Origin of the sequence: Campylobacter taeniopygiae (genome assembly GCF_005406225.1) — a bacterium.
Lineage (GTDB): Bacteria > Campylobacterota > Campylobacteria > Campylobacterales > Campylobacteraceae > Campylobacter_D > Campylobacter_D taeniopygiae.
This window is the reverse complement of record NZ_NXLY01000002.1, coordinates 112165-129185: the sequence shown is the minus strand read 5'-3', so window position 1 is coordinate 129185 and position 17021 is coordinate 112165. Positions and strand designations below refer to the sequence as shown.

General features: G+C 29.3%; 19 protein-coding genes. 5 read left to right on the top strand and 14 right to left on the bottom strand.

The window, feature by feature from the left end; all coding sequences use genetic code 11:
• Positions 1-16 precede the first annotated feature (16 nt).
• The 3 genes from CQA75_RS01660 to CQA75_RS01650 all read right to left on the bottom strand — a co-directional run bounded on the left by CQA75_RS01660 (position 17) and on the right by CQA75_RS01650 (position 5113).
• On the bottom strand, positions 17-1804 hold the full coding sequence (locus CQA75_RS01660; RefSeq protein ID WP_246023724.1) for an ATP-binding protein: 1788 nt from the start codon (positions 1802-1804) through the stop codon (positions 17-19).
• Positions 1797-4259 (bottom strand): DNA methyltransferase, encoded by a 2463-nt coding sequence (locus tag CQA75_RS01655; RefSeq protein ID WP_137623325.1) that lies wholly within the window; start codon positions 4257-4259, stop codon positions 1797-1799. Before CQA75_RS01655 ends, CQA75_RS01660 begins: the two co-directional genes overlap by 8 nt.
• Before the next feature lie 101 nt (positions 4260-4360).
• The gene (locus CQA75_RS01650) at positions 4361-5113 is read right to left on the bottom strand and encodes an extracellular solute-binding protein (protein WP_137623324.1); all 753 of its coding nucleotides are present in this window, start codon (positions 5111-5113) and stop codon (positions 4361-4363) included.
• 85 nt (positions 5114-5198) lie between these two features.
• Between CQA75_RS01650 and pepT the strand changes: the two genes are divergently transcribed.
• Positions 5199-6434, top strand: coding sequence for a peptidase T (gene pepT, locus CQA75_RS01645; protein WP_137623323.1), 1236 nt, complete (start codon positions 5199-5201; stop codon positions 6432-6434).
• Here the strand turns inward: pepT and dcuC are convergent.
• The 5 genes from dcuC to CQA75_RS01620 all read right to left on the bottom strand — a co-directional run bounded on the left by dcuC (position 6424) and on the right by CQA75_RS01620 (position 10740).
• Complete coding sequence (dcuC, locus tag CQA75_RS01640) at positions 6424-7722, bottom strand: C4-dicarboxylate transporter DcuC (protein ID WP_137623322.1); 1299 nt, start codon at positions 7720-7722, stop codon at positions 6424-6426. The two genes, pepT and dcuC, sit on opposite strands and share 11 nt — an antisense overlap.
• Before the next feature lie 11 nt (positions 7723-7733).
• Positions 7734-8438: a dipeptidase PepE gene (gene pepE / locus CQA75_RS01635; protein ID WP_137623321.1), complete on the bottom strand. Its 705-nt coding sequence runs from the start codon at positions 8436-8438 to the stop codon at positions 7734-7736.
• 128 nt (positions 8439-8566) lie between these two features.
• Positions 8567-9139, bottom strand: a complete 573-nt coding sequence (locus CQA75_RS01630; protein ID WP_137623320.1) for an RICIN domain-containing protein — start codon at positions 9137-9139, stop codon at positions 8567-8569.
• Positions 9140-9946 carry a cytolethal distending toxin subunit B family protein gene (locus tag CQA75_RS01625; RefSeq protein WP_137623319.1) on the bottom strand — a complete coding sequence of 269 codons (807 nt, stop codon included), beginning with the start codon at positions 9944-9946 and terminating at the stop codon, positions 9140-9142. It abuts the gene before it with no gap.
• A gap of 11 nt (positions 9947-9957) precedes the next feature.
• Complete coding sequence (locus CQA75_RS01620) at positions 9958-10740, bottom strand: RICIN domain-containing protein (RefSeq protein WP_137623318.1); 783 nt, start codon at positions 10738-10740, stop codon at positions 9958-9960.
• A 170-nt stretch (positions 10741-10910) separates the two neighbouring features.
• Here CQA75_RS01620 and surE point away from each other — a divergent pair, with 170 nt between their 5' ends.
• Genes surE through CQA75_RS01600 form a run of 4 tightly spaced genes read left to right on the top strand, consistent with a single transcriptional unit; the run spans position 10911 to position 13443 of the window.
• Entirely contained in the window at positions 10911-11681 is a 771-nt protein-coding gene (gene surE / locus CQA75_RS01615) for a 5'/3'-nucleotidase SurE (RefSeq protein ID WP_137623317.1), read from the top strand.
• Positions 11678-12334, top strand: a complete 657-nt coding sequence (locus CQA75_RS01610; protein WP_137623316.1) for a ThiF family adenylyltransferase — start codon at positions 11678-11680, stop codon at positions 12332-12334. The genes surE and CQA75_RS01610 overlap by 4 nt, the downstream gene beginning before the upstream one ends.
• Positions 12331-13089: a class D beta-lactamase gene (blaOXA, locus tag CQA75_RS01605; RefSeq protein WP_246023722.1), complete on the top strand. Its 759-nt coding sequence runs from the start codon at positions 12331-12333 to the stop codon at positions 13087-13089. Before CQA75_RS01610 ends, blaOXA begins: the two co-directional genes overlap by 4 nt.
• A gap of 30 nt (positions 13090-13119) precedes the next feature.
• Positions 13120-13443: a type II toxin-antitoxin system RelE/ParE family toxin gene (locus CQA75_RS01600; protein WP_137621917.1), complete on the top strand. Its 324-nt coding sequence runs from the start codon at positions 13120-13122 to the stop codon at positions 13441-13443.
• A gap of 116 nt (positions 13444-13559) precedes the next feature.
• Here the strand turns inward: CQA75_RS01600 and CQA75_RS01595 are convergent, their stop codons facing one another.
• Genes CQA75_RS01595 through modA form a run of 6 tightly spaced genes read right to left on the bottom strand, consistent with a single transcriptional unit; the run spans position 13560 to position 17019 of the window.
• A complete protein-coding gene (locus CQA75_RS01595) occupies positions 13560-14096 on the bottom strand; it encodes a hypothetical protein (protein WP_137623315.1) in 537 nt (178 codons plus the stop codon).
• Positions 14097-14138: 42 nt separating this feature from the next.
• Positions 14139-14336 (bottom strand): hypothetical protein, encoded by a 198-nt coding sequence (locus CQA75_RS01590; RefSeq protein WP_137623314.1) that lies wholly within the window; start codon positions 14334-14336, stop codon positions 14139-14141.
• Between the two features lie 2 nt (positions 14337-14338).
• Positions 14339-15217: a sulfate/molybdate ABC transporter ATP-binding protein gene (locus CQA75_RS01585; RefSeq protein ID WP_137623313.1), complete on the bottom strand. Its 879-nt coding sequence runs from the start codon at positions 15215-15217 to the stop codon at positions 14339-14341.
• 8 nt (positions 15218-15225) lie between these two features.
• A complete protein-coding gene (modB, locus tag CQA75_RS01580) occupies positions 15226-15897 on the bottom strand; it encodes a molybdate ABC transporter permease subunit (protein ID WP_137623312.1) in 672 nt (223 codons plus the stop codon).
• The gene (locus tag CQA75_RS01575; RefSeq protein WP_137623311.1) at positions 15890-16285 is read right to left on the bottom strand and encodes a TOBE domain-containing protein; all 396 of its coding nucleotides are present in this window, start codon (positions 16283-16285) and stop codon (positions 15890-15892) included. The genes modB and CQA75_RS01575 overlap by 8 nt, the downstream gene beginning before the upstream one ends.
• A complete protein-coding gene (gene modA, locus CQA75_RS01570) occupies positions 16282-17019 on the bottom strand; it encodes a molybdate ABC transporter substrate-binding protein (RefSeq protein WP_137623310.1) in 738 nt (245 codons plus the stop codon). Before modA ends, CQA75_RS01575 begins: the two co-directional genes overlap by 4 nt.
• Between the last annotated feature and the right edge of the window lie 2 nt (positions 17020-17021).

Here is a 17021-nt window from a genome sequence, read left to right as displayed (position 1 = left end):
ACCAATTTTTTTGATATTATTCATCGTTTAAATATTTTCCTTTTAAAATATTTAAAAATAGTTTATTTCTGTTTTCCGCATCACATATTAATGCTTCATAGTCTAAAAAATTTATAATCATATTATTGCGTTCATGATATTTATAGCATAATGGAAAGTTACTAGAAGTGAATATTTTATTATAAGCTTTATCATTTAAGCTTTCCATGGTATCATTATTAAATTTTAAGAAAGCATAAGCCCAAATTCTAATTTTATTATCAACTAAATGATTTATAAATCTACCATATTTTAATAGCTGCTCTTCAGCTTGTGCTGGAGTGATATTTTCATGAGGTTTTTTAAATTCTATAAGTAAAATATCAGTTATTTTATTTTTATCATAAGTGTTTGAAACAATGCTTAGTATATCGGGTCTTTCTAATTTGTCATACAAGTTTGGAAAAATATTTTTTATGTTAAAATCACTAAAAATTTTATCATAACCCATAAATCTATCATCAAAAAGCCAGATATTATTTGTTTTATAGTTTTGTTTTTCATCTTTTGTATGTCTCGGCATAAATAAATTATGCACTTCTTCTTCAATACTTTTATTTTTAATACATTCTCTTAATTTTTGAATTATTCTATTTCTATCAAAAATATATTCTGCTAGTTCTGCTTGAGTTACCTTGCTTAATTTTACTTCATAGTTTTTATCTTTTTTATTATTCTCATCTCTTAGAAAGTTTTTATCATTTTCAAATTCTTTTTTTGCATTTTTTTGCATTTGTTCTATATTTAATTCATTGCTATCATCAAAATATGCACCAAGATAAGGAAATTTTTTAATAGCTTCTTTTCTATTTTTTTTTATAGTTTTATCTATATCAAAACCATTTTCTTTATAAATTTCTTTTAATTGTAATTCTAGTTCATTATGTATATCTTCCCAACATAGATCACCAAATTGAAATGCGGTTTTTTTCTTGGGGTAAATTAGCAATTCATTTCTTTCATTATTTACATTTTTATCAAAATATATACTCTCTAAAATAAAGTATATCTTAAGTTCATTATCTTTGAATAGATTGTATTTTTTTTCATTTTCTAAATCAGAATTTTTGGACACCACTCTCTTATCTGCGACATAATGTCCCTCATTTTTTAATTCTTTATTACCATATGCATAAGTTAAGACAAAACTATATTCTTTAATATTAAATTGTTTCTCTTTAAAATTTGGTATTTGATTGCTTAAAATTTTATATTCCAATTTATTATTGTTATAAATATTTATTTCAATATGTTTATTATTTTCATGCATTAAAAAATATGGTAAAAAATGTTCTTTGATAGCTTGTTCTAAATTTTTAAAATTAATACTAATATTTTCTTTTGGCTCTAAAAATGATATCTTGGTTATACTATTGCTTGCTTCTTTTTGTTTTTCTATGCCATTAATATTAAAAGCAAATTCTATGTTTTTACTTTCTATATAAATATGTCTAAAAATTTTTAGATAAATAAATCTACCGATTCCTTTACAGCCTAAAGAAATTTTATGTTTGCTACCATATTCTTTAAATGACTTTAAATTTTCTTTATTAAATCCATCGCCATTATCTATAATCTCAAGTTTATCTATATATTGCAGTGAATTTTGAATATCGCCATACAGGTTTGCTGAATAAATTTTTACATCTATTTTCGTGGCATTAGCTTGCATAGAATTTGCAATAGCTTCAAAAAAAACATTATTTAATTTTATATTTTTTAGATCATCAACAACTCTTTCAATATTTATCAGCATTTCACTCATGATTTTCCCACCATATTAGATTTTTAAGTTTTGGATATTGTATCAAGTCTATATTTTCTAGATTTATAACCTCATCATTTTCAAATTTGCAAGATTTTATGCCATTTTTATCTATGAAAATATTTTTGATTTTAAGTCCTAAAAGATTTGACATAGTTAAAAATATATCAAATTCTTTATTGTAAGCATTCATATCAAGGCAGATATTTTCTCCTTTTTTAAGTCCTTTTATAAGTTTTTTTGATTTACGATAATCAATAATTGTATTTTCATTTAAAGCATACTCACATTCATTTAAACTTTCTTCATAGCTTTCAAGTTCATAGTATCTAAAAGCACCACCACCTTTAAATTCTATTATCTTTGAAAGAGATGACCTTCTTTTTTTGTCAATAGCATAAAACTCAATATCTCCAGCTATAACATTTTTCATTCTTCCAAGTAAGCCCAATCTATATTCATATTGTTTGGATTCTTTATCAAATGTTAGGTATTTTTCATAAAAATGTTTTCCCATTTCTATACCAACAAATTTTCTATTTAACTTATGAGCAACAGCCAATGTTGTTCCGCTGCCTGCAAAAAAATCCATTACAATATTGTTTTCATTGGAACTAGATTGTATTATCCTTCTAAGCATGTTTTCAGGTTTTTGGGAACTGTAAAAAGATATATTTTCACTAACCCTCATTTCAGATTGAGTAAAAGAATATAAATCATTCCAAATATCGCTTAAGGGATATATTTTTTCATCTTTTATATCAATTTTTTTATGATGCAATTTACCATCATCCCATTTTTGAATATAATATTCATAGTCTATTATTTTTTTAGGGGTTTGTGTTTTTGGAATACCTATTAAATCAAGTTGTCCCAGATTTAATAAAGATGCATTTCTATTTGGTTTCCATAATTTATTAAAAATACTATTTTCATTTTTTATAAAAAGAATTGTCGAGCTTTTTAAAACAAAATTGTTTCCAAAACTTTTGTAACCAAATAAATCAGACTCATTATCTTTGGTAGCATTTGTATTAAATGTAATTTTTTTACACTCCATATCGTGAAAAATTTCATTTAAAAGTTCTTTACCTCGATAATCAGCATTTTCATCCAAATGCAAATAAAAACTTCCCCTATCACTTAAAAATTCTTTTGCTAATTCTAAACGATTATGCATCAAAGAAAGCCAAGTGCTATCTTGAAATTTATCTTTGTATTCAAAATCGCTGCCGGTGTTAAAGGGTGGATCTATATAGATTAGATCTATTTTATTTTGATATTTTGGCATTAAGGAATTTAATGCTTGAAAATTATCGCTTTTTATAAGTTCTCCATTTAGAATTTCATCTAAATTTTCAAAGGAACTTAAAAGTTTATAGTAGTTTTCTTCGCTTAGATACTTTGTATCAAGAGGTAAAAATTTGTATTTTTCTTCATCTATGTTTTTTATATCAAAATCATCTTCTATAAATTTTAGTTCTTGCCATTCTGTGATTTGATCTTTAAATTTTGTATCTTTATAAATGGTTTTTAAAATTTTATCAGCATTGTTTGCGTGAGTTTTTATAGTGTCTATGCTAAAAACATAGTGGGTATTTTTAGCAAATTTTGGTTTTAACCATATAGCCTTTAGTTCATCTTCAAAATCGGCTATGTAGTCTATGATCTTAAAGGCGATTTGTTTAAGAGAATTGATATCTTCTATTTTTTGTTTAGTCCAATCAGTGACGCTGTCATTGACATAAAAAAACAACCATAAATTAAATTGTTCTTTTAAAAAATTTCTAGCATCTTTGTGTATGAAAAAATCCACCTCATTTTGTTTTTTATAGGACTTAAAAAGCTTTTTTAACTCTTCTTCTTTTATGTTTATATTTTCTTTTTTTAAAAATTTTAAAAAATCATCACTGAATTCGTTTGAGTTTTGCTTAAATATATTGATATAATCAGAATTTTTAGAATTAATCACTTTTATATTTATATTATTATCTCGTATATCTTGCAAATAAAAATTTATTTTGTTCTTGTTATTGTCAGGATTTTGCACGTATTCATCGGTAAGAAAATTAAAAGTATATTCATCGCTTTGCAAACTTAGAGGATTGTAAATAGTATCTGATTTTACATAATATAAATTTTGTGTTTTGTAAAAAAGATTTGTATCTTTTGAATTTGAATACACTTTTGCATAGATATTTTTATAAATTGGCGTATCGTAGAAAAATGGAGTTCCTGTTTCATTTAAATAAGAGCTAAAAAAATTATAAAGTTTATTGTAAGTGTTTGTATAAATTTTTTGTGTGTCTAAATATTCTTTAATTTTTTGAAAATACTTTTCTTTTATGGAAAGCAAATTTGTAAAACCATTTTTAGTTTGATTTTTTGAATATTTGATTTTAGCACCCAAATAACAATCTTCTAGTTTTGAATAAAATGCTTGTTTGAAATTCATAATTAAACCTTGCAATTAAATTGTTTTAATTGTAGCGTATATAGGCTTAATTTAAAAAGAATAAAATCAAACACACACTAGAGTGCGTGTTTGCGTAAGCTTTATTTTCTATATCCGTATTTTTTAAATACTTTATAAGCATCATCACTTTTAAGATAAGTGATAAAATCTTGAATTTGTTTATCTGCATTATTTTTTGCGACTATGTTGAAAGTTCTATATACGACTAATTTTTTTTCGATATCAACAACATCGCCATAGTCTGGATTTGCCTTAGCCCAATCGATCCAAGTGATCCACGCATCCGCTTTTTTTTCTAAAAATAATTTTTTAGCAGCACCGCTGTTAGGGGTGAAAGCAACGATATTGTTTCTAAAATCTTGAATCATTTTTATATTTTGAGTTCTTCCTATCATATCTTCCCAAACGCCTGTTCCTGAAGTATTGCTTTTTCCTGCACCTTCTGGGACAACGATTTTCACTCCTTTTTTAGCAAGATCTTCTAAGCCTTTGATTTTTAGAGGATTGCCTTTTTGAGTAAGAATGATCGCTTTTCTAAAATACAATGGTTCGATTTTTTTAACATCAAATTTTTTATCAAAATCTGTTGTAATGGCTAAAGCTGATTGATCCGAAGCACCAAATAATATATCCGCATCTTTTTTTGCTTTTTCGATCCAACTAGCTTGAGGACCAAAGGTAAGATTGACTTTTACGCCGGTTTTTTTCTCGTATTTTTTTGCTATTTCTTGTAAAGCAAAGTGAGGGCCACCTGGACCATACATATTAACATCTGCAAAAGCTAAACTTGCAAAAACCGCACAAGCACCAAATAAATTTAATATTTTTTTCATTTTTCATCCTAAAAATTTAATGAAATGCGATTATAATACAAGATGATTAATTCTTTTTCCTAAGCGTAAAATTTAAGGAGTTTTTATGGATATCGCCCAAAGATTTATAAATTATACTAAGATCAATACCACAACCAATAAAGAAAATGGTTTGGCAGGTATCATGCCTTCAAATCCTAATGAAATGCAACTGGCTAGTTTGCTAGCAAAGGAACTTCAAGAGCTTGGATTGAGTCAGATTGTTAAAAGATCAAATTCTATCACAACAGCACTTTTACCTGCAAATGTTTCCAATGCACCCCGTATAGCTTTTTTTGCACATTTAGATACTAGTAGTGAGCAAAAAAATGATACCAAAGCACAGATCACGCATTATGAAGGTGGAGATATTTGTCTTAATAAAGAATTAGATCTTTATCTAAGAGAAAGTGAATTTGAAGAGCTTAAAAATTACAAAGGCGATGATATTATCCATACTGATGGAACGAGTTTGCTAGGTGCGGATGATAAAGCCGCCATCGCTGCGATTATGGATATGCTTGAATTTTTTGTTAAAAATCCTTCTTTAAAACATGGGGATATCATTGTGGGCTTTTTGCCTGATGAAGAGCAGGGATTAAGAGGGGCTAAGGCTTTTGATGTGAAAGAAATTAACGCTGATTTTGGGTATTGTTTGGATTGTTGTGGTATAGGTGAGTTTATCTATGAAAATTGGAATGCTGGAGATGCTATAGTAACTTTTCAAGGAGTTTCAGCACACCCTATGAGTGCAAAAGGCAAACTTGTAAATTCGCTGATTTTAGCCCATCAATTTATTTCTATGTTGCCAAGAGGTGAGGCACCTGAATACACGCAAGGCAAGGAAGGGTATTTTTGGGTGAAAGAAATAAATGGAAATAGTGCAAAAACGATTTTAAAAATAGACATTAGAGAATTTGATGAGGAAAAATATAAGCAAAGAATGCAATTCTTGCAAGATTTATGCGATTCTTGTAAAAAAATGTGGGGTGAGCAAAGGATACAAATTCATTTATCAAATCGTTATAAAAATGTTTTTAATGCCTTAAAAACTACGGATTGTCTCCCTGTAAAACTGGCTTTAAAAGCTTATGAAAATTTAGATATAAAGGCAAAGATCATTCCTATGCGTGGCGGTTATGATGGGGCTGTGCTATCTGAAAAAGGGCTTATGTGTCCAAATATCTTTACTGGAGCACATAATTTTCATTCTATTTATGAATACTTGCCACTTAAATCTTTAAAAGCAGCAAGTAAAGTTTTGCAAGAAATCATTCTTTTAGCTAGTGAAATTAAAGCATAATAAAAGCGATCACTAAAAGAGAAATGATCGAGCCTAGCGCAGTTCTTTTTACAATTTCTATGGTATTTATCCCTGCGATACCCGCGACAATAATACTTGCCGCCATGATAGGTGAAACAACCCTTCCAAGCACCCCAGCGACTGTGGCTACCATACCTAATGCCACTTGATCAAAGCCTAAATCTTTAGCGTGTATGGTGATTGACTGATTAAAAGCCATAGTTGGCGCATCGCCTGAACCTGTTACCATAGCCATTAAAAAAGGTATAAAGGTTCCTCCAAATCGGACATAATGCTGCTCATTTTTTAAAAATTCAATCACAGCCTTAGTAGCTCCACAAGCTTCCAATCCTGCAGCAAAAACACTTGCAGCAACGATAATACCTACAACATTAGCATAAGAATTTCCCATACCATTGAAAAATTCTTGACAAATTTTAGTAGGACTACTCATAGTTACAACCATAGCTAAAATAGCACCTAAAAGCATAGCTTCTGCCACTTGAATTTTAGTTGTCCAGTTTAAAATAGGATTTAAAATTTCAATTTTTGGTAAATTGCTTGCACCGACGATCAAAATAACAATAGGAACTAAAGGCATCAAAGCATATAAGAAATTTGCTTTTTTAATTCCTTCTTCGGTTTGTGTTTTGCTTTCATAAACTGCTCCTTTTTGATAATCTTTAAAAATAAGAGCCATAATGATTAAACAAATACAAGTGATGATTCCAGAAACAAAAGTAAAATTAAATTGAACACTTAAAACTTGAGGGATGCTTAAGCCACTCATATCAGCGATGATGCCATTATGAGAAGTGCCAGGGCTTAAAGCACTTCCTAAAGTTCCGCTTACAACCGCAGTCGCTGCCATAGCAGGTTTGATCCCAGAAGCCATCAATAAAGGGATTAAAGTTGCCCCAACAGCCGCAGAACAACCGGCCGCAGAAGGTATAGCAATGGAAATAAAAAAAGTTATGATAAAAGCAATAGGGATTAAGAAAAAGCCTAAATTTTTTAAAGGAGCGGTGAGCAATCGAACTAAATGAGCGTCACATCGAGTGAATTTCATCACAAAGGCAAAACCCATACTCGCACAAATGGCTTTAAGCAAAGAGGCTTGAGTCATTGAAGAAGTAAAGGCATTTAAGGCATCAATTGGCTTTAAAGAAACCAAACAAAGGATAAAACCAACACCAAATAAAGTTGTTTTCGTCTCTGCTTTTTTAATGAGTAAAATAACAGTTGCCAAAGTTCCTAAAGCTGCTAATATCAAATAAAAATTATGCATTTTAATTCCTTTTAATAAGGGTATTCTTGATTGAGTTCTAAAGTTGTGCTTTTCATAGGGTGTTCAAATTTAAGCACTGGATTATGCCCTATAATTTTAACTTTATCATCTTTTATTCTAAGAGCCGATCCTTCAGGTATGGCGTAAATTTTTTCTTGAGGATTGGCGATTAAAAATTCTTCTAAGCGTTCTTCTCGACTTTCTCCATTGTGCCCTTGAATTTTGCCGCTGATAAAATGAGGATTGATTTGATGAGGAAAAAGATTGAGTGCGTTAAAACTTTGAGGCATGATAATTGGCATATCGTTGGTTGTTTTTATGCTTTTTCCTGCTATATTTGATCCAGCACTCCAGCCGATATAACAAGCCCCTTCTTTGACGCGTTGAGCTAGACAATCTAAAAGATCGTATTCATAAAGTTTAGATAAAAGCATAAAAGTATTACCCCCGCCGACTAAAATGACTTTAGCTTTTAAAATAGCTTCTTTAGAGTGATTATAACGATGTATAGAGACGATATTTTCTTGATTTAAACTTTCTTTTACTTTTTTCTCATATTCATCATTATTTCTTCTTACCCCTGCATAAGGGATAAAAAGTATTTCTTCATTTAAAGAATCACATTCTTTTAAAAAATCTTGTATATAGGTTTTGGCATGGGTTAAATAACCGGTATTTTGATAACTTGAACTGCTTAAAAGCAAAAGATTTAACATAAAAATTTCCTTTTTAAAATAATTTTTTAGCAATTATAGCAAATAAAGCTTGATTTTTTAAAAAATATTTTTTAAGTGTTTTTAGTTTATTTATAAAAGTTAATAATTAATTTACCTAAAAAGGTAAATTAATTAAGCGGAGTTGCTTCAACGATAGCAGGAGTAAAAAACAATAACTGAAAAGGCGCGATAAATTGATGAGGTCCTCTAAAGCATTCTTGTATGCCTATACGAGTTTCTAAAGGAATTTGAGGGTTACGAAAGGTAGATATACATTCCACTCCACCCAAAACCAAAGATCTAATTTGCACTGCAGAACTTGTTGTTGGCATGATAGAAAAAACAGTTTCTAATTTTTCATCTTCTAAATCTCCTTTACAAGATTTAACCCCAAAAAAACCACTTTCTAAAATAGCTAAACATATATCATCATCATTTGGATTGACAAATTGAACATAACCAAAAGGAAATTTATCAGCGAGTGTATCTTTAGCTTTTAATTTATCACTTAAAGTGATTTCTCTTAATACCCAATTTTGATCGGTTAGATCTTGTGAGCTTTCTCTAAAAATACTGATTGAAATTCCAGTTTGAAGAGATCTGATTGCAAACATAGGCGTATAATCAGGCAAATCCCCTTTAGGTTCAATGCCAAAAGCTAAACTCATCAATACAGCACATAAAACTAAAATTTTTTTCATTTAAAACCTCCTAAAATTAACTGGAAAATGATCCGATGCTAAAAAAGTTCTAATACCCGCTAAGGCTAAAACAGCTGTGATCAATGGTGGTCTATAGGCTGCTGCTTGATTAGAATTTCCAGTGATGGCATAATCAATCGTATTGCCTGAAGTTTGCGTAAAAGAAGGTGGATAGACAATGTTAATGCGTCTTCTTAAATCAGCATCAAGTAATGGGAGGAGTTGATTAGGGTTGCGATTAAAATCTCCCATGATCATCCAGCTAATATCGGGTAAATTTCTAAAGTGCATATCTACAGCTGTTACTAAAGCACCCGCATCATTTCCGCCCCTAGCTAAAGCATGGACATTTAAAAATACATCATTACAAATTCGAATCCCTATAATAGGTCTTGAGGCCACGGTTGGAGGAGGCAATACTATAACCTCATCAGCCCTTGTTCTACTTACTATCGCCATATTAACGCGATTAGCTCCAACGTCTATTCTTGAGTAATAAATATAAACTACATTTGGACGCGATGAAGTTCCTAAATTCCATTCATACTCATGTATAGGAATTCCAACGCCCACAGGTTGTACTTGTCTTGTAGTCATTGTAGCAGTTGAGGGTAGAACTCCTGCTTCTTGTATAGCAACTATATCTAAAGGATTATCCCCAGTTATAAGCTGTCTAACGCTAACATTCCATTTGCTTTCAGTTGAAGCTGAAGATCCTTGCATATTCCAAGTTCCGCTAGAATAATTTTCCAAAGCTCCAAAAACAAAACTAATATTAAAAAATAAAAATAAAATTACTTTTCTCATTGTTTATTCCTTTAATAAGGTGAAATAGCCCCATAAGTAGGCGCTGTGATATACCATTGTCTGTCCAAAGTTTTTTCACCTGGTTTGACACACTCTGTTAAATAAATCTTATAAGAGCTAAGATTAAATTCATGCATGACATCATTTACAGGGGTTTGGATACATTGTTGTGTGGCAACATTTCTAATCTGATACGCTCCATTACTCATAGGAATGAGTTTCCAAAATTGTGCGTGATTGCTTTGATCACAAGGATAATGCACTATACCATTACCATAAGCATTAAGACAAGTATTGGTTTGGGCATTTTTAAACATAACAATATTGCTTGCAAATTCAACCAAACGCCAAGTTCTTGCATCTTCAAAACCTTTACTTGCGTATAGATTATATCCCCATATCCAATTTCCTGGATTGGTGTTTGATATAGTCAATGCTGCTCCATTTGGATTCATAACGGTTACATAATCACTTGTATAGCTGATCCCTCCAACGGCGGAGACGTCATTAAATTCACCATTTGATTTTAATCTCGGTCTTGGAATTTCTGTAGAATTAGCATCAGCAGAGTCAAAATGCAAAACAGGTGGCACTAAAGGGATGGCTGGAAATTTTTGTCCTTCAGCTAAACCAGTTTGCTTTTGTGGTGCTGTTGGTTCTTGACCGATTTTTAAAGGATCACTATCATACATTTCCCCATAAGAGCGTCCTAAAGGATTGAGTTCTTTAGTCGAACAAGCTGAAAACATCATAGTAAAAACTAGAAAAAATAAGCCATATTTGATTTTTTTCATGGGCAATATCCTTAATTTTGATATTTAGTATCATAACATAATTTACAAAAATTTAATTTGAATTTAAATTACAGATTAAAAAGTAATAAAAATTATTATTTTTTGTATATAATTTTAATTTACTTTTTTTGAAAATAATTTCTTTAATTTAAATTATAACAAGGCTGAAAATGAAAGAAATTCTTATTACTAATGATGATGGCTATGAAAGCAAAGGCTTGAAAAAACTTGTTGAGATGCTGAAAAAAGAATTTAAAGCAAAAATAACAGTAGTTGCACCTTCAAATGAAAAATCGGCTTGTTCTCATTCTATTACTTTGGTAAGACCTCTTCAGTTTGTTAAGGTTAAAAAAAGATTTTATAAGCTAGATGATGGAACTCCTGCGGATTGTATTTATCTGGCTTTACATGCTTTTTATAAGAAAAAATTACCCGATCTTGTTATAAGTGGGATCAATAAAGGCGCAAATGTAGGTGAAGATATTACATATTCTGGTACTTGTGCGGGAGCTATGGAGGCTGTTTTACAAGGAGTTCCGGCTATTGCTTTTTCACAATTTTATAAAAATAATGAAAAAATAGATTATAAAATCGCTTTAAAAATTATAAAAAAACTTGTGAAAAAAATTTTTAATCAAGGATTTCCTTTAGATAAAAAAGAATTTTTAAATGTGAATTTTCCATCTTCAAAAACTAAATTTAAAGGGATTAAAATCGCTAAAGTTGGAAAAAGAATTTACAATTATAAAGCCCATTGCAATGTCAATCCAAGAGGAAAGAAGTATTTTTGGCTTGCAAGTGCTAATTTAGATTTTGAAGAAGAAAAAAAATCCGATATCGCTCTTTTAAAGAAAGGTTATGCGACTATTACGCCTATAATGCTTGATTTAACGGCTTATAAAAAATTAAAACAAACAAAAAAATGGATTAAGGAAAAATAATGAATGATAGATTTACGCGTATAAAATGGTTGATTGGAGAAGAAAATTTAGAGAAAATTTCTCAAACTAAAGTTTTAGTTTGTGGGCTTGGTGGAGTTGGTGGAATTTGCGTTGATGCGCTTTTTAGAAGTGGTTTTACAAATCTTACTTTAATCGATGGGGATTGCTTTGAAAGCACAAATCAAAATCGCCAAATTCATAGTGAGCACATAGGTGAAGAAAAAGCGAAAGTTTTTGAAAGAATTTATCAAGCTCGAGGTATTGTAGCTAGAATTGATCAAGATTTTCTTAATCAATTTGATTTGAGTTCTTTTGATCTTATTATCGACGCGATTGATGATATTCCTGCTAAAGTAGCTTTGGCTAATAGGATTGATTTTAAAAAGCAAATTTTTATTTCTTCTACAGGTGGAGCAAGAAAACTTGATCCTACGCGTATTAAAACGACAAGTATTTTTAAAACTTACGGTGATGCTTTGGCAAAAAAATTTCGTTATGAACTTAGAAAATCGGGTTTTAATCAAGATTTTGACGTGGTTTTTTCAGATGAAGTGCCTTGCTGTAAGGATCTTGGTTCTTTTATGGGGGTTACGGCTTCTTTTGGTTTGGCTTTAGCTTCTTTGGCTTTTAAAAAGGTTATGGATAAAAAATGATAAGAATATTTATTTTATTTTTACTTTTTCAAAATTTTATTTTTGCTAAAAATTTGCCAGATTTTTTTAAAGAGCAAAATCTTAGCGGAGTAATGATTGTTTATGATGGTAAAGAGTTTTTGAGTAATGATTTTTTAAAAGCTAAAGAGCGTTTTTCTCCAGCTTCTACTTTTAAAATTTTTAATGCTTTAATCGCTTTAAATTCTCATGTACTCAAAGATACAAGTGAAGTTTTTTATCATTATAAAGGCGAAAAAGTCTTTTTATCTTCTTGGGCACAGGATGCGAATTTAACTTCAGCTATAAAAAGATCTCAAGTGCCTGCTTTTAAAGAACTTGCTAGAAAAATAGGCAAAGTAAGAATGCAAGAAAATTTAAACAAGCTTGATTATGGCAATAAAAAAATTTCTAAAATTGATGCTTTTTGGCTTGATAATACTTTACAAATTTCAGCCAAAGAACAAGCCGCTTTACTTTTTAAACTTGCCAATTTAAAACTTCCTTATTCTAAAAAAATTCAAGAAGAAGTCATTAAAACGATCGAGTTAAGACAAAATGATGATTTTATTCTTTATGGTAAAACGGGCTTTAATGATAGTATTGCTTGGATTGTAGGATTTGTTTATTTGAAAAAATTTCATTCTTATCAATCTTTTGCACTCAATGTTAAAATTTCAAATTTTAAAGATTTATATAAAAGAGAAGAAATTTTAAATCAATATTTAAATTATTTATTTAAGGATTTGAAAAAATAAGATAAAATATTAACAAATTAAAGGTTTGTTATGTATGAAATCGTTTATTATAATAATAAAATCACGAAATTTATAAATAACCTTGAGTCTAGTTATAAAGAAAAAGCTTATAAAATGATACAAGAATTAGCTATAAATGGCAACAAGCTTGATGAGCAACACAGCAAAACAAGATGTGATGATATTTTTAAGATAAGATTGAAAACTCCAAGACATTCGATCAGAATTTTTTATGCTTTTGAAACGAAATTATTTATTTTGCACGCCTATGCTAAAAAAGACAATGCGACTAAAAATAAAGATCTTGAAATTTGCGTCAAGAGATTAAAAGATATTAAAAGAATGCTTGCTTAGCTATTCTTTTAAATCTTTTTTTATAAATTACATTTTTCCATCAATATAAAGTACAATGCACATCAGGTTCATTTGCAAGCTTGTAAGAAACATAGCCTAAAATAGGTTTAAATTTTTCATCTTGTATTTGAAAAAATATAACAAAACCATTGTAAGCGATTTCTTTTTGATTGATTTTTTTTGGATTTTTCTAAAGTTTTTTCTTTAAATTTCTTATATTCTTTAATATGTTTTTTGCTGAGTTTTTCTAGAACTTCATCTTCTTTTTTTACTAAAAACTCATTATCAAAATAAAAATAATCAAAATCTATATCACTCACAGCAAAAATTTTATTATCAGTTAATGTTTCAGCATTATTAATAAAAGGATAACGTTCATAAGCCTTATAAAAAGCATACAATATTTTTTTATTTGTTTCATTGGAATATGCTAACCAAGTATCATCTTCACTTGCAAGAACTTTTTTATAAGCATCGATATATTTTTGGGTATTTTTTTCATATTCTTGAGTGAATTTTTTATATTCTTCATTTTTGCTGTCAAATAATTTATTATATACTTGAGAAAAATACTTTTCACGTTTTTTAAAATAAGAAATTTCATGTTTAATCTCGTTTAAAATTTCATTAGTAGTTTTTGAATCTAGATTCAATTGAGATTGACATAAATCTACAAGTTTACAAAAAGAATGCTTTTAATTTTTACTTGTTTTCTTATCAATTTTACTTAAAAGCCACATTGGAGGATAAAGCACTCCAAGAGCAGTAAGTCCTACAGCAGAAACTGCTATTGAGGGTGCAAATGCTATGCTGTAGCCTACTATTTCAGTTGTTTTTTGACTGCATCCACTGATAAATAAAATGCAAATTAAATTTATGATGATTTTTTTCATTTTTATTCCTTCTTGTTTATTTTCCTTACGATGATAGGATTAAAAGCTTTTATAGAAAGTAAAAGCGTATCGCCGATTTTTACATCTTGATAATCTTTTAAAAATTCTTCCTCGCTGAGTGTGATTTTAACGATGTTTTGATTTAGAAGTAGGGTGAAAATGATCAAAATATCGCTTTTTTTAATCTCAAGTAAAGTCGCGCTAAAGCGTAATTTTGCGCTTAAATTTGCTTGTGTAAAAAATTCATTTTTGGGTAAATTTTTAATGATCTTGCCATTTTGAATTTCTATAATTTTATGGCTTAGTTTGTAAATTTCAGCTATATCGTGGCTTACAAATAAAGTTGTGATTTTAAAATGATGTAAAATTTTTGCAAGTTCATCTTGTAAATTCATACGCATTTTAAAATCTAAAGCACTTAAAGGTTCGTCTAAAAGCAAAATTTTAGGCTCTCTTATTAAGGCTCTTGCTAGAGCAACTCTTTGGGCTTGTCCGCCTGAAAGTTCTTTAGGATATGCTTTGGCTAATTCTTTTAAATTCATAAGCTCTAAAAATTCATTGATTTTTTTTTCATTTTTATTTGCGTAGCTTAAATTTTCTTTGACATTCATATTAGGAAATAAAGCATAATCTTGAAACATAAAACCTATTTTTCTTTTTTGTATGTTTAGATTGATATTTTTTTTATGATCAAACCAAATTTCATTATCTACTTCTAAGTACCCGCAATTTGGTTTGATTAACCCCGCTATGATTTTAAGCAAAGTTGTCTTTCCAGCTCCGCTTTCTCCAAAAATAGCTGTGATTTCACCTTGATCAATGTGAGTTTTAAATTCAAAATTTTTAGTATTGACTTGATATTTTAGATCTAGTTTTAGCATTTAATTTCCTAAAAATTTAACTTTTTATTGACAAAATATAGGCTTAAAAGTATGGCAAAAGAAAGGATAAAAAGCGTAAAAGCGTATTGGTGCGCTAGGGTGTAATTTAAGGTTTCAAGTTCGTCATAAATTGCAATACTAGCGACTAAAGTTTCGCCTTGTTTGTGTCCGCCTATCATCATTACAACTCCAAATTCACCCATAGTATGGGCAAAACTCATGGCACAAGCTGAAAAAATACCCGCTTTGCAATTAGGTAAGATGACTTTAAAAAGCGTGGTTATTTTGCTTTTGCCTAAAGTATAAGAAGCATCTAAGAGATTTTGATTGATCGATGAAAAAGCACTTTGTAAAGGATTGATCATAAAGGGTAGAGAAAAAATAATAGAAGCAAAAACGAGTCCTTCAAAGGTAAAAACCAAAGAAAGGTGAAAATATTTTTGCAAAAAATTCCCTAAAAAAGTATTGGCTGAAAAACTGATCAAAAGATAAAAACCTAAAACACTAGGAGGCAAAACCAAAGGTAAATTGATACAAGTTTGTAATAAAGCTTTAAAAGGAAAATGAGTAAAACTTAAAATATAAGCTAAAAAAACACCTATAAAAAAAAGTATAAAAGTGGTGATAAAAGCTAGTTTAAGAGTTAGAAAGAGAGTTTGTAAAAAGACAGGATCAAGCATTGTTTGTCCTTAAAATAATATCATTTGCTTTGATAAAGCAAAGCCATTCTTGATTTTGACAAAGTTTCAATTCCAAAGCTTTTTCCTTGGTGATCAAGCTAGAAAGTTCTTGATCGTGGAATTTGAAAAATACATGATATAAGAGTTTTCCTTCTTTGATTTTTGAAATTTTTGCCTTAAAGGAATTTTCTACGCTTAAATTAGAATTTAGCGAGGCAAAACAAAGTTCATGTTCTTTAAAAAGCATTTGAAGTTCTTGATCTAATTTAAGTTCTTTAAATGGAGCAAGCATTAGAACCCTAAAAATTTCATTTTCGCAATTTATTTTTACGAGTATCAAATCATCTTGATAATTAACTTCGCAAACTTTGCCTTTTAAAATATTCATGGAGTATTAAATCCATATTTTTTAAAAATCTCTTTTGCTTTAGTTGAAGCTATAAAATTGCTAAATTCAAAGGCTAATTTTTTATTTTTGGCGTATTTTGTGATCACAAAGCTTTGCTTTAAAGGGGTAAAATATTTTGGATCGATAATACTTGCGTATCCTTTGGGGTGATTAATAGGAGAAACTAAAGAATAAGCCACGATGCCAAGTTTGGATGCTTTAGAATCAACATATAAAACCGGTTGTGCGATATTATCACCTAGGATAATTTTATTTTTTAAACTTTCATTTAGATCAAGTTTTTCTAAAATTTCTTTAGCGGCAACTCCATAAGGAGCGATTTTTGGATTTGCTATGCTTAGATGATTGATTTTTGTTAAATTTTCTTTGAGATTTTCAAAATGGATTAAATTTGGGTCTAAGCTATATAAGGCTAAAACACCCAAAGCATAAATTTTTGGTTTTTCTAAGGCGTTTTGATCTTTAAAAATCGCCTCGGCGTATTTTTCATCGGCTGAAAAAAATAAATCAAATTTTCGCCCTTGCTTTAAAAGTTGGTAATATTTTCCAGAGGCGCCAAAAATCATTTCTATGTTATCATTTGGATGGGTTTTTAAAAATTCATCTTTAATCACACTCATAGCTTTTGAAGCTGAAGAAGCGACAAAAATGCTAAGATTTTCTGCTTTAAGACATAAAAATAAAAACATACAAAAAAATAATATTTTTTTCATTT

What these genes read in the sequence shown, in the direction of transcription:
- CQA75_RS01630 (WP_137623320.1), bottom strand. Translation starts at nt 9,139, where the DNA reads ATGAAAAAAATTTTAGTTTTATGTGCTGTATTGATGAGTTTAGCTTTT.
- pepT (WP_137623323.1), top strand. Translation starts at nt 5,199, where the DNA reads ATGGATATCGCCCAAAGATTTATAAATTATACTAAGATCAATACCACA.
- dcuC (WP_137623322.1), bottom strand. Translation starts at nt 7,722, where the DNA reads ATGCATAATTTTTATTTGATATTAGCAGCTTTAGGAACTTTGGCAACT.
- CQA75_RS01660 (WP_246023724.1), bottom strand. Translation starts at nt 1,804, where the DNA reads ATGAGTGAAATGCTGATAAATATTGAAAGAGTTGTTGATGATCTAAAA.
- surE (WP_137623317.1), top strand. Translation starts at nt 10,911, where the DNA reads ATGAAAGAAATTCTTATTACTAATGATGATGGCTATGAAAGCAAAGGC.
- blaOXA (WP_246023722.1), top strand. Translation starts at nt 12,331, where the DNA reads ATGATAAGAATATTTATTTTATTTTTACTTTTTCAAAATTTTATTTTT.
- CQA75_RS01655 (WP_137623325.1), bottom strand. Translation starts at nt 4,259, where the DNA reads ATGAATTTCAAACAAGCATTTTATTCAAAACTAGAAGATTGTTATTTG.
- modA (WP_137623310.1), bottom strand. Translation starts at nt 17,019, where the DNA reads ATGAAAAAAATATTATTTTTTTGTATGTTTTTATTTTTATGTCTTAAA.
- CQA75_RS01620 (WP_137623318.1), bottom strand. Translation starts at nt 10,740, where the DNA reads ATGAAAAAAATCAAATATGGCTTATTTTTTCTAGTTTTTACTATGATG.
- pepE (WP_137623321.1), bottom strand. Translation starts at nt 8,438, where the DNA reads ATGTTAAATCTTTTGCTTTTAAGCAGTTCAAGTTATCAAAATACCGGT.
- modB (WP_137623312.1), bottom strand. Translation starts at nt 15,897, where the DNA reads ATGCTTGATCCTGTCTTTTTACAAACTCTCTTTCTAACTCTTAAACTA.
- CQA75_RS01575 (WP_137623311.1), bottom strand. Translation starts at nt 16,285, where the DNA reads ATGAATATTTTAAAAGGCAAAGTTTGCGAAGTTAATTATCAAGATGAT.
- CQA75_RS01585 (WP_137623313.1), bottom strand. Translation starts at nt 15,217, where the DNA reads ATGCTAAAACTAGATCTAAAATATCAAGTCAATACTAAAAATTTTGAA.
- CQA75_RS01625 (WP_137623319.1), bottom strand. Translation starts at nt 9,946, where the DNA reads ATGAGAAAAGTAATTTTATTTTTATTTTTTAATATTAGTTTTGTTTTT.
- CQA75_RS01650 (WP_137623324.1), bottom strand. Translation starts at nt 5,113, where the DNA reads ATGAAAAAAATATTAAATTTATTTGGTGCTTGTGCGGTTTTTGCAAGT.
- CQA75_RS01600 (WP_137621917.1), top strand. Translation starts at nt 13,120, where the DNA reads ATGTATGAAATCGTTTATTATAATAATAAAATCACGAAATTTATAAAT.
- CQA75_RS01590 (WP_137623314.1), bottom strand. Translation starts at nt 14,336, where the DNA reads ATGAAAAAAATCATCATAAATTTAATTTGCATTTTATTTATCAGTGGA.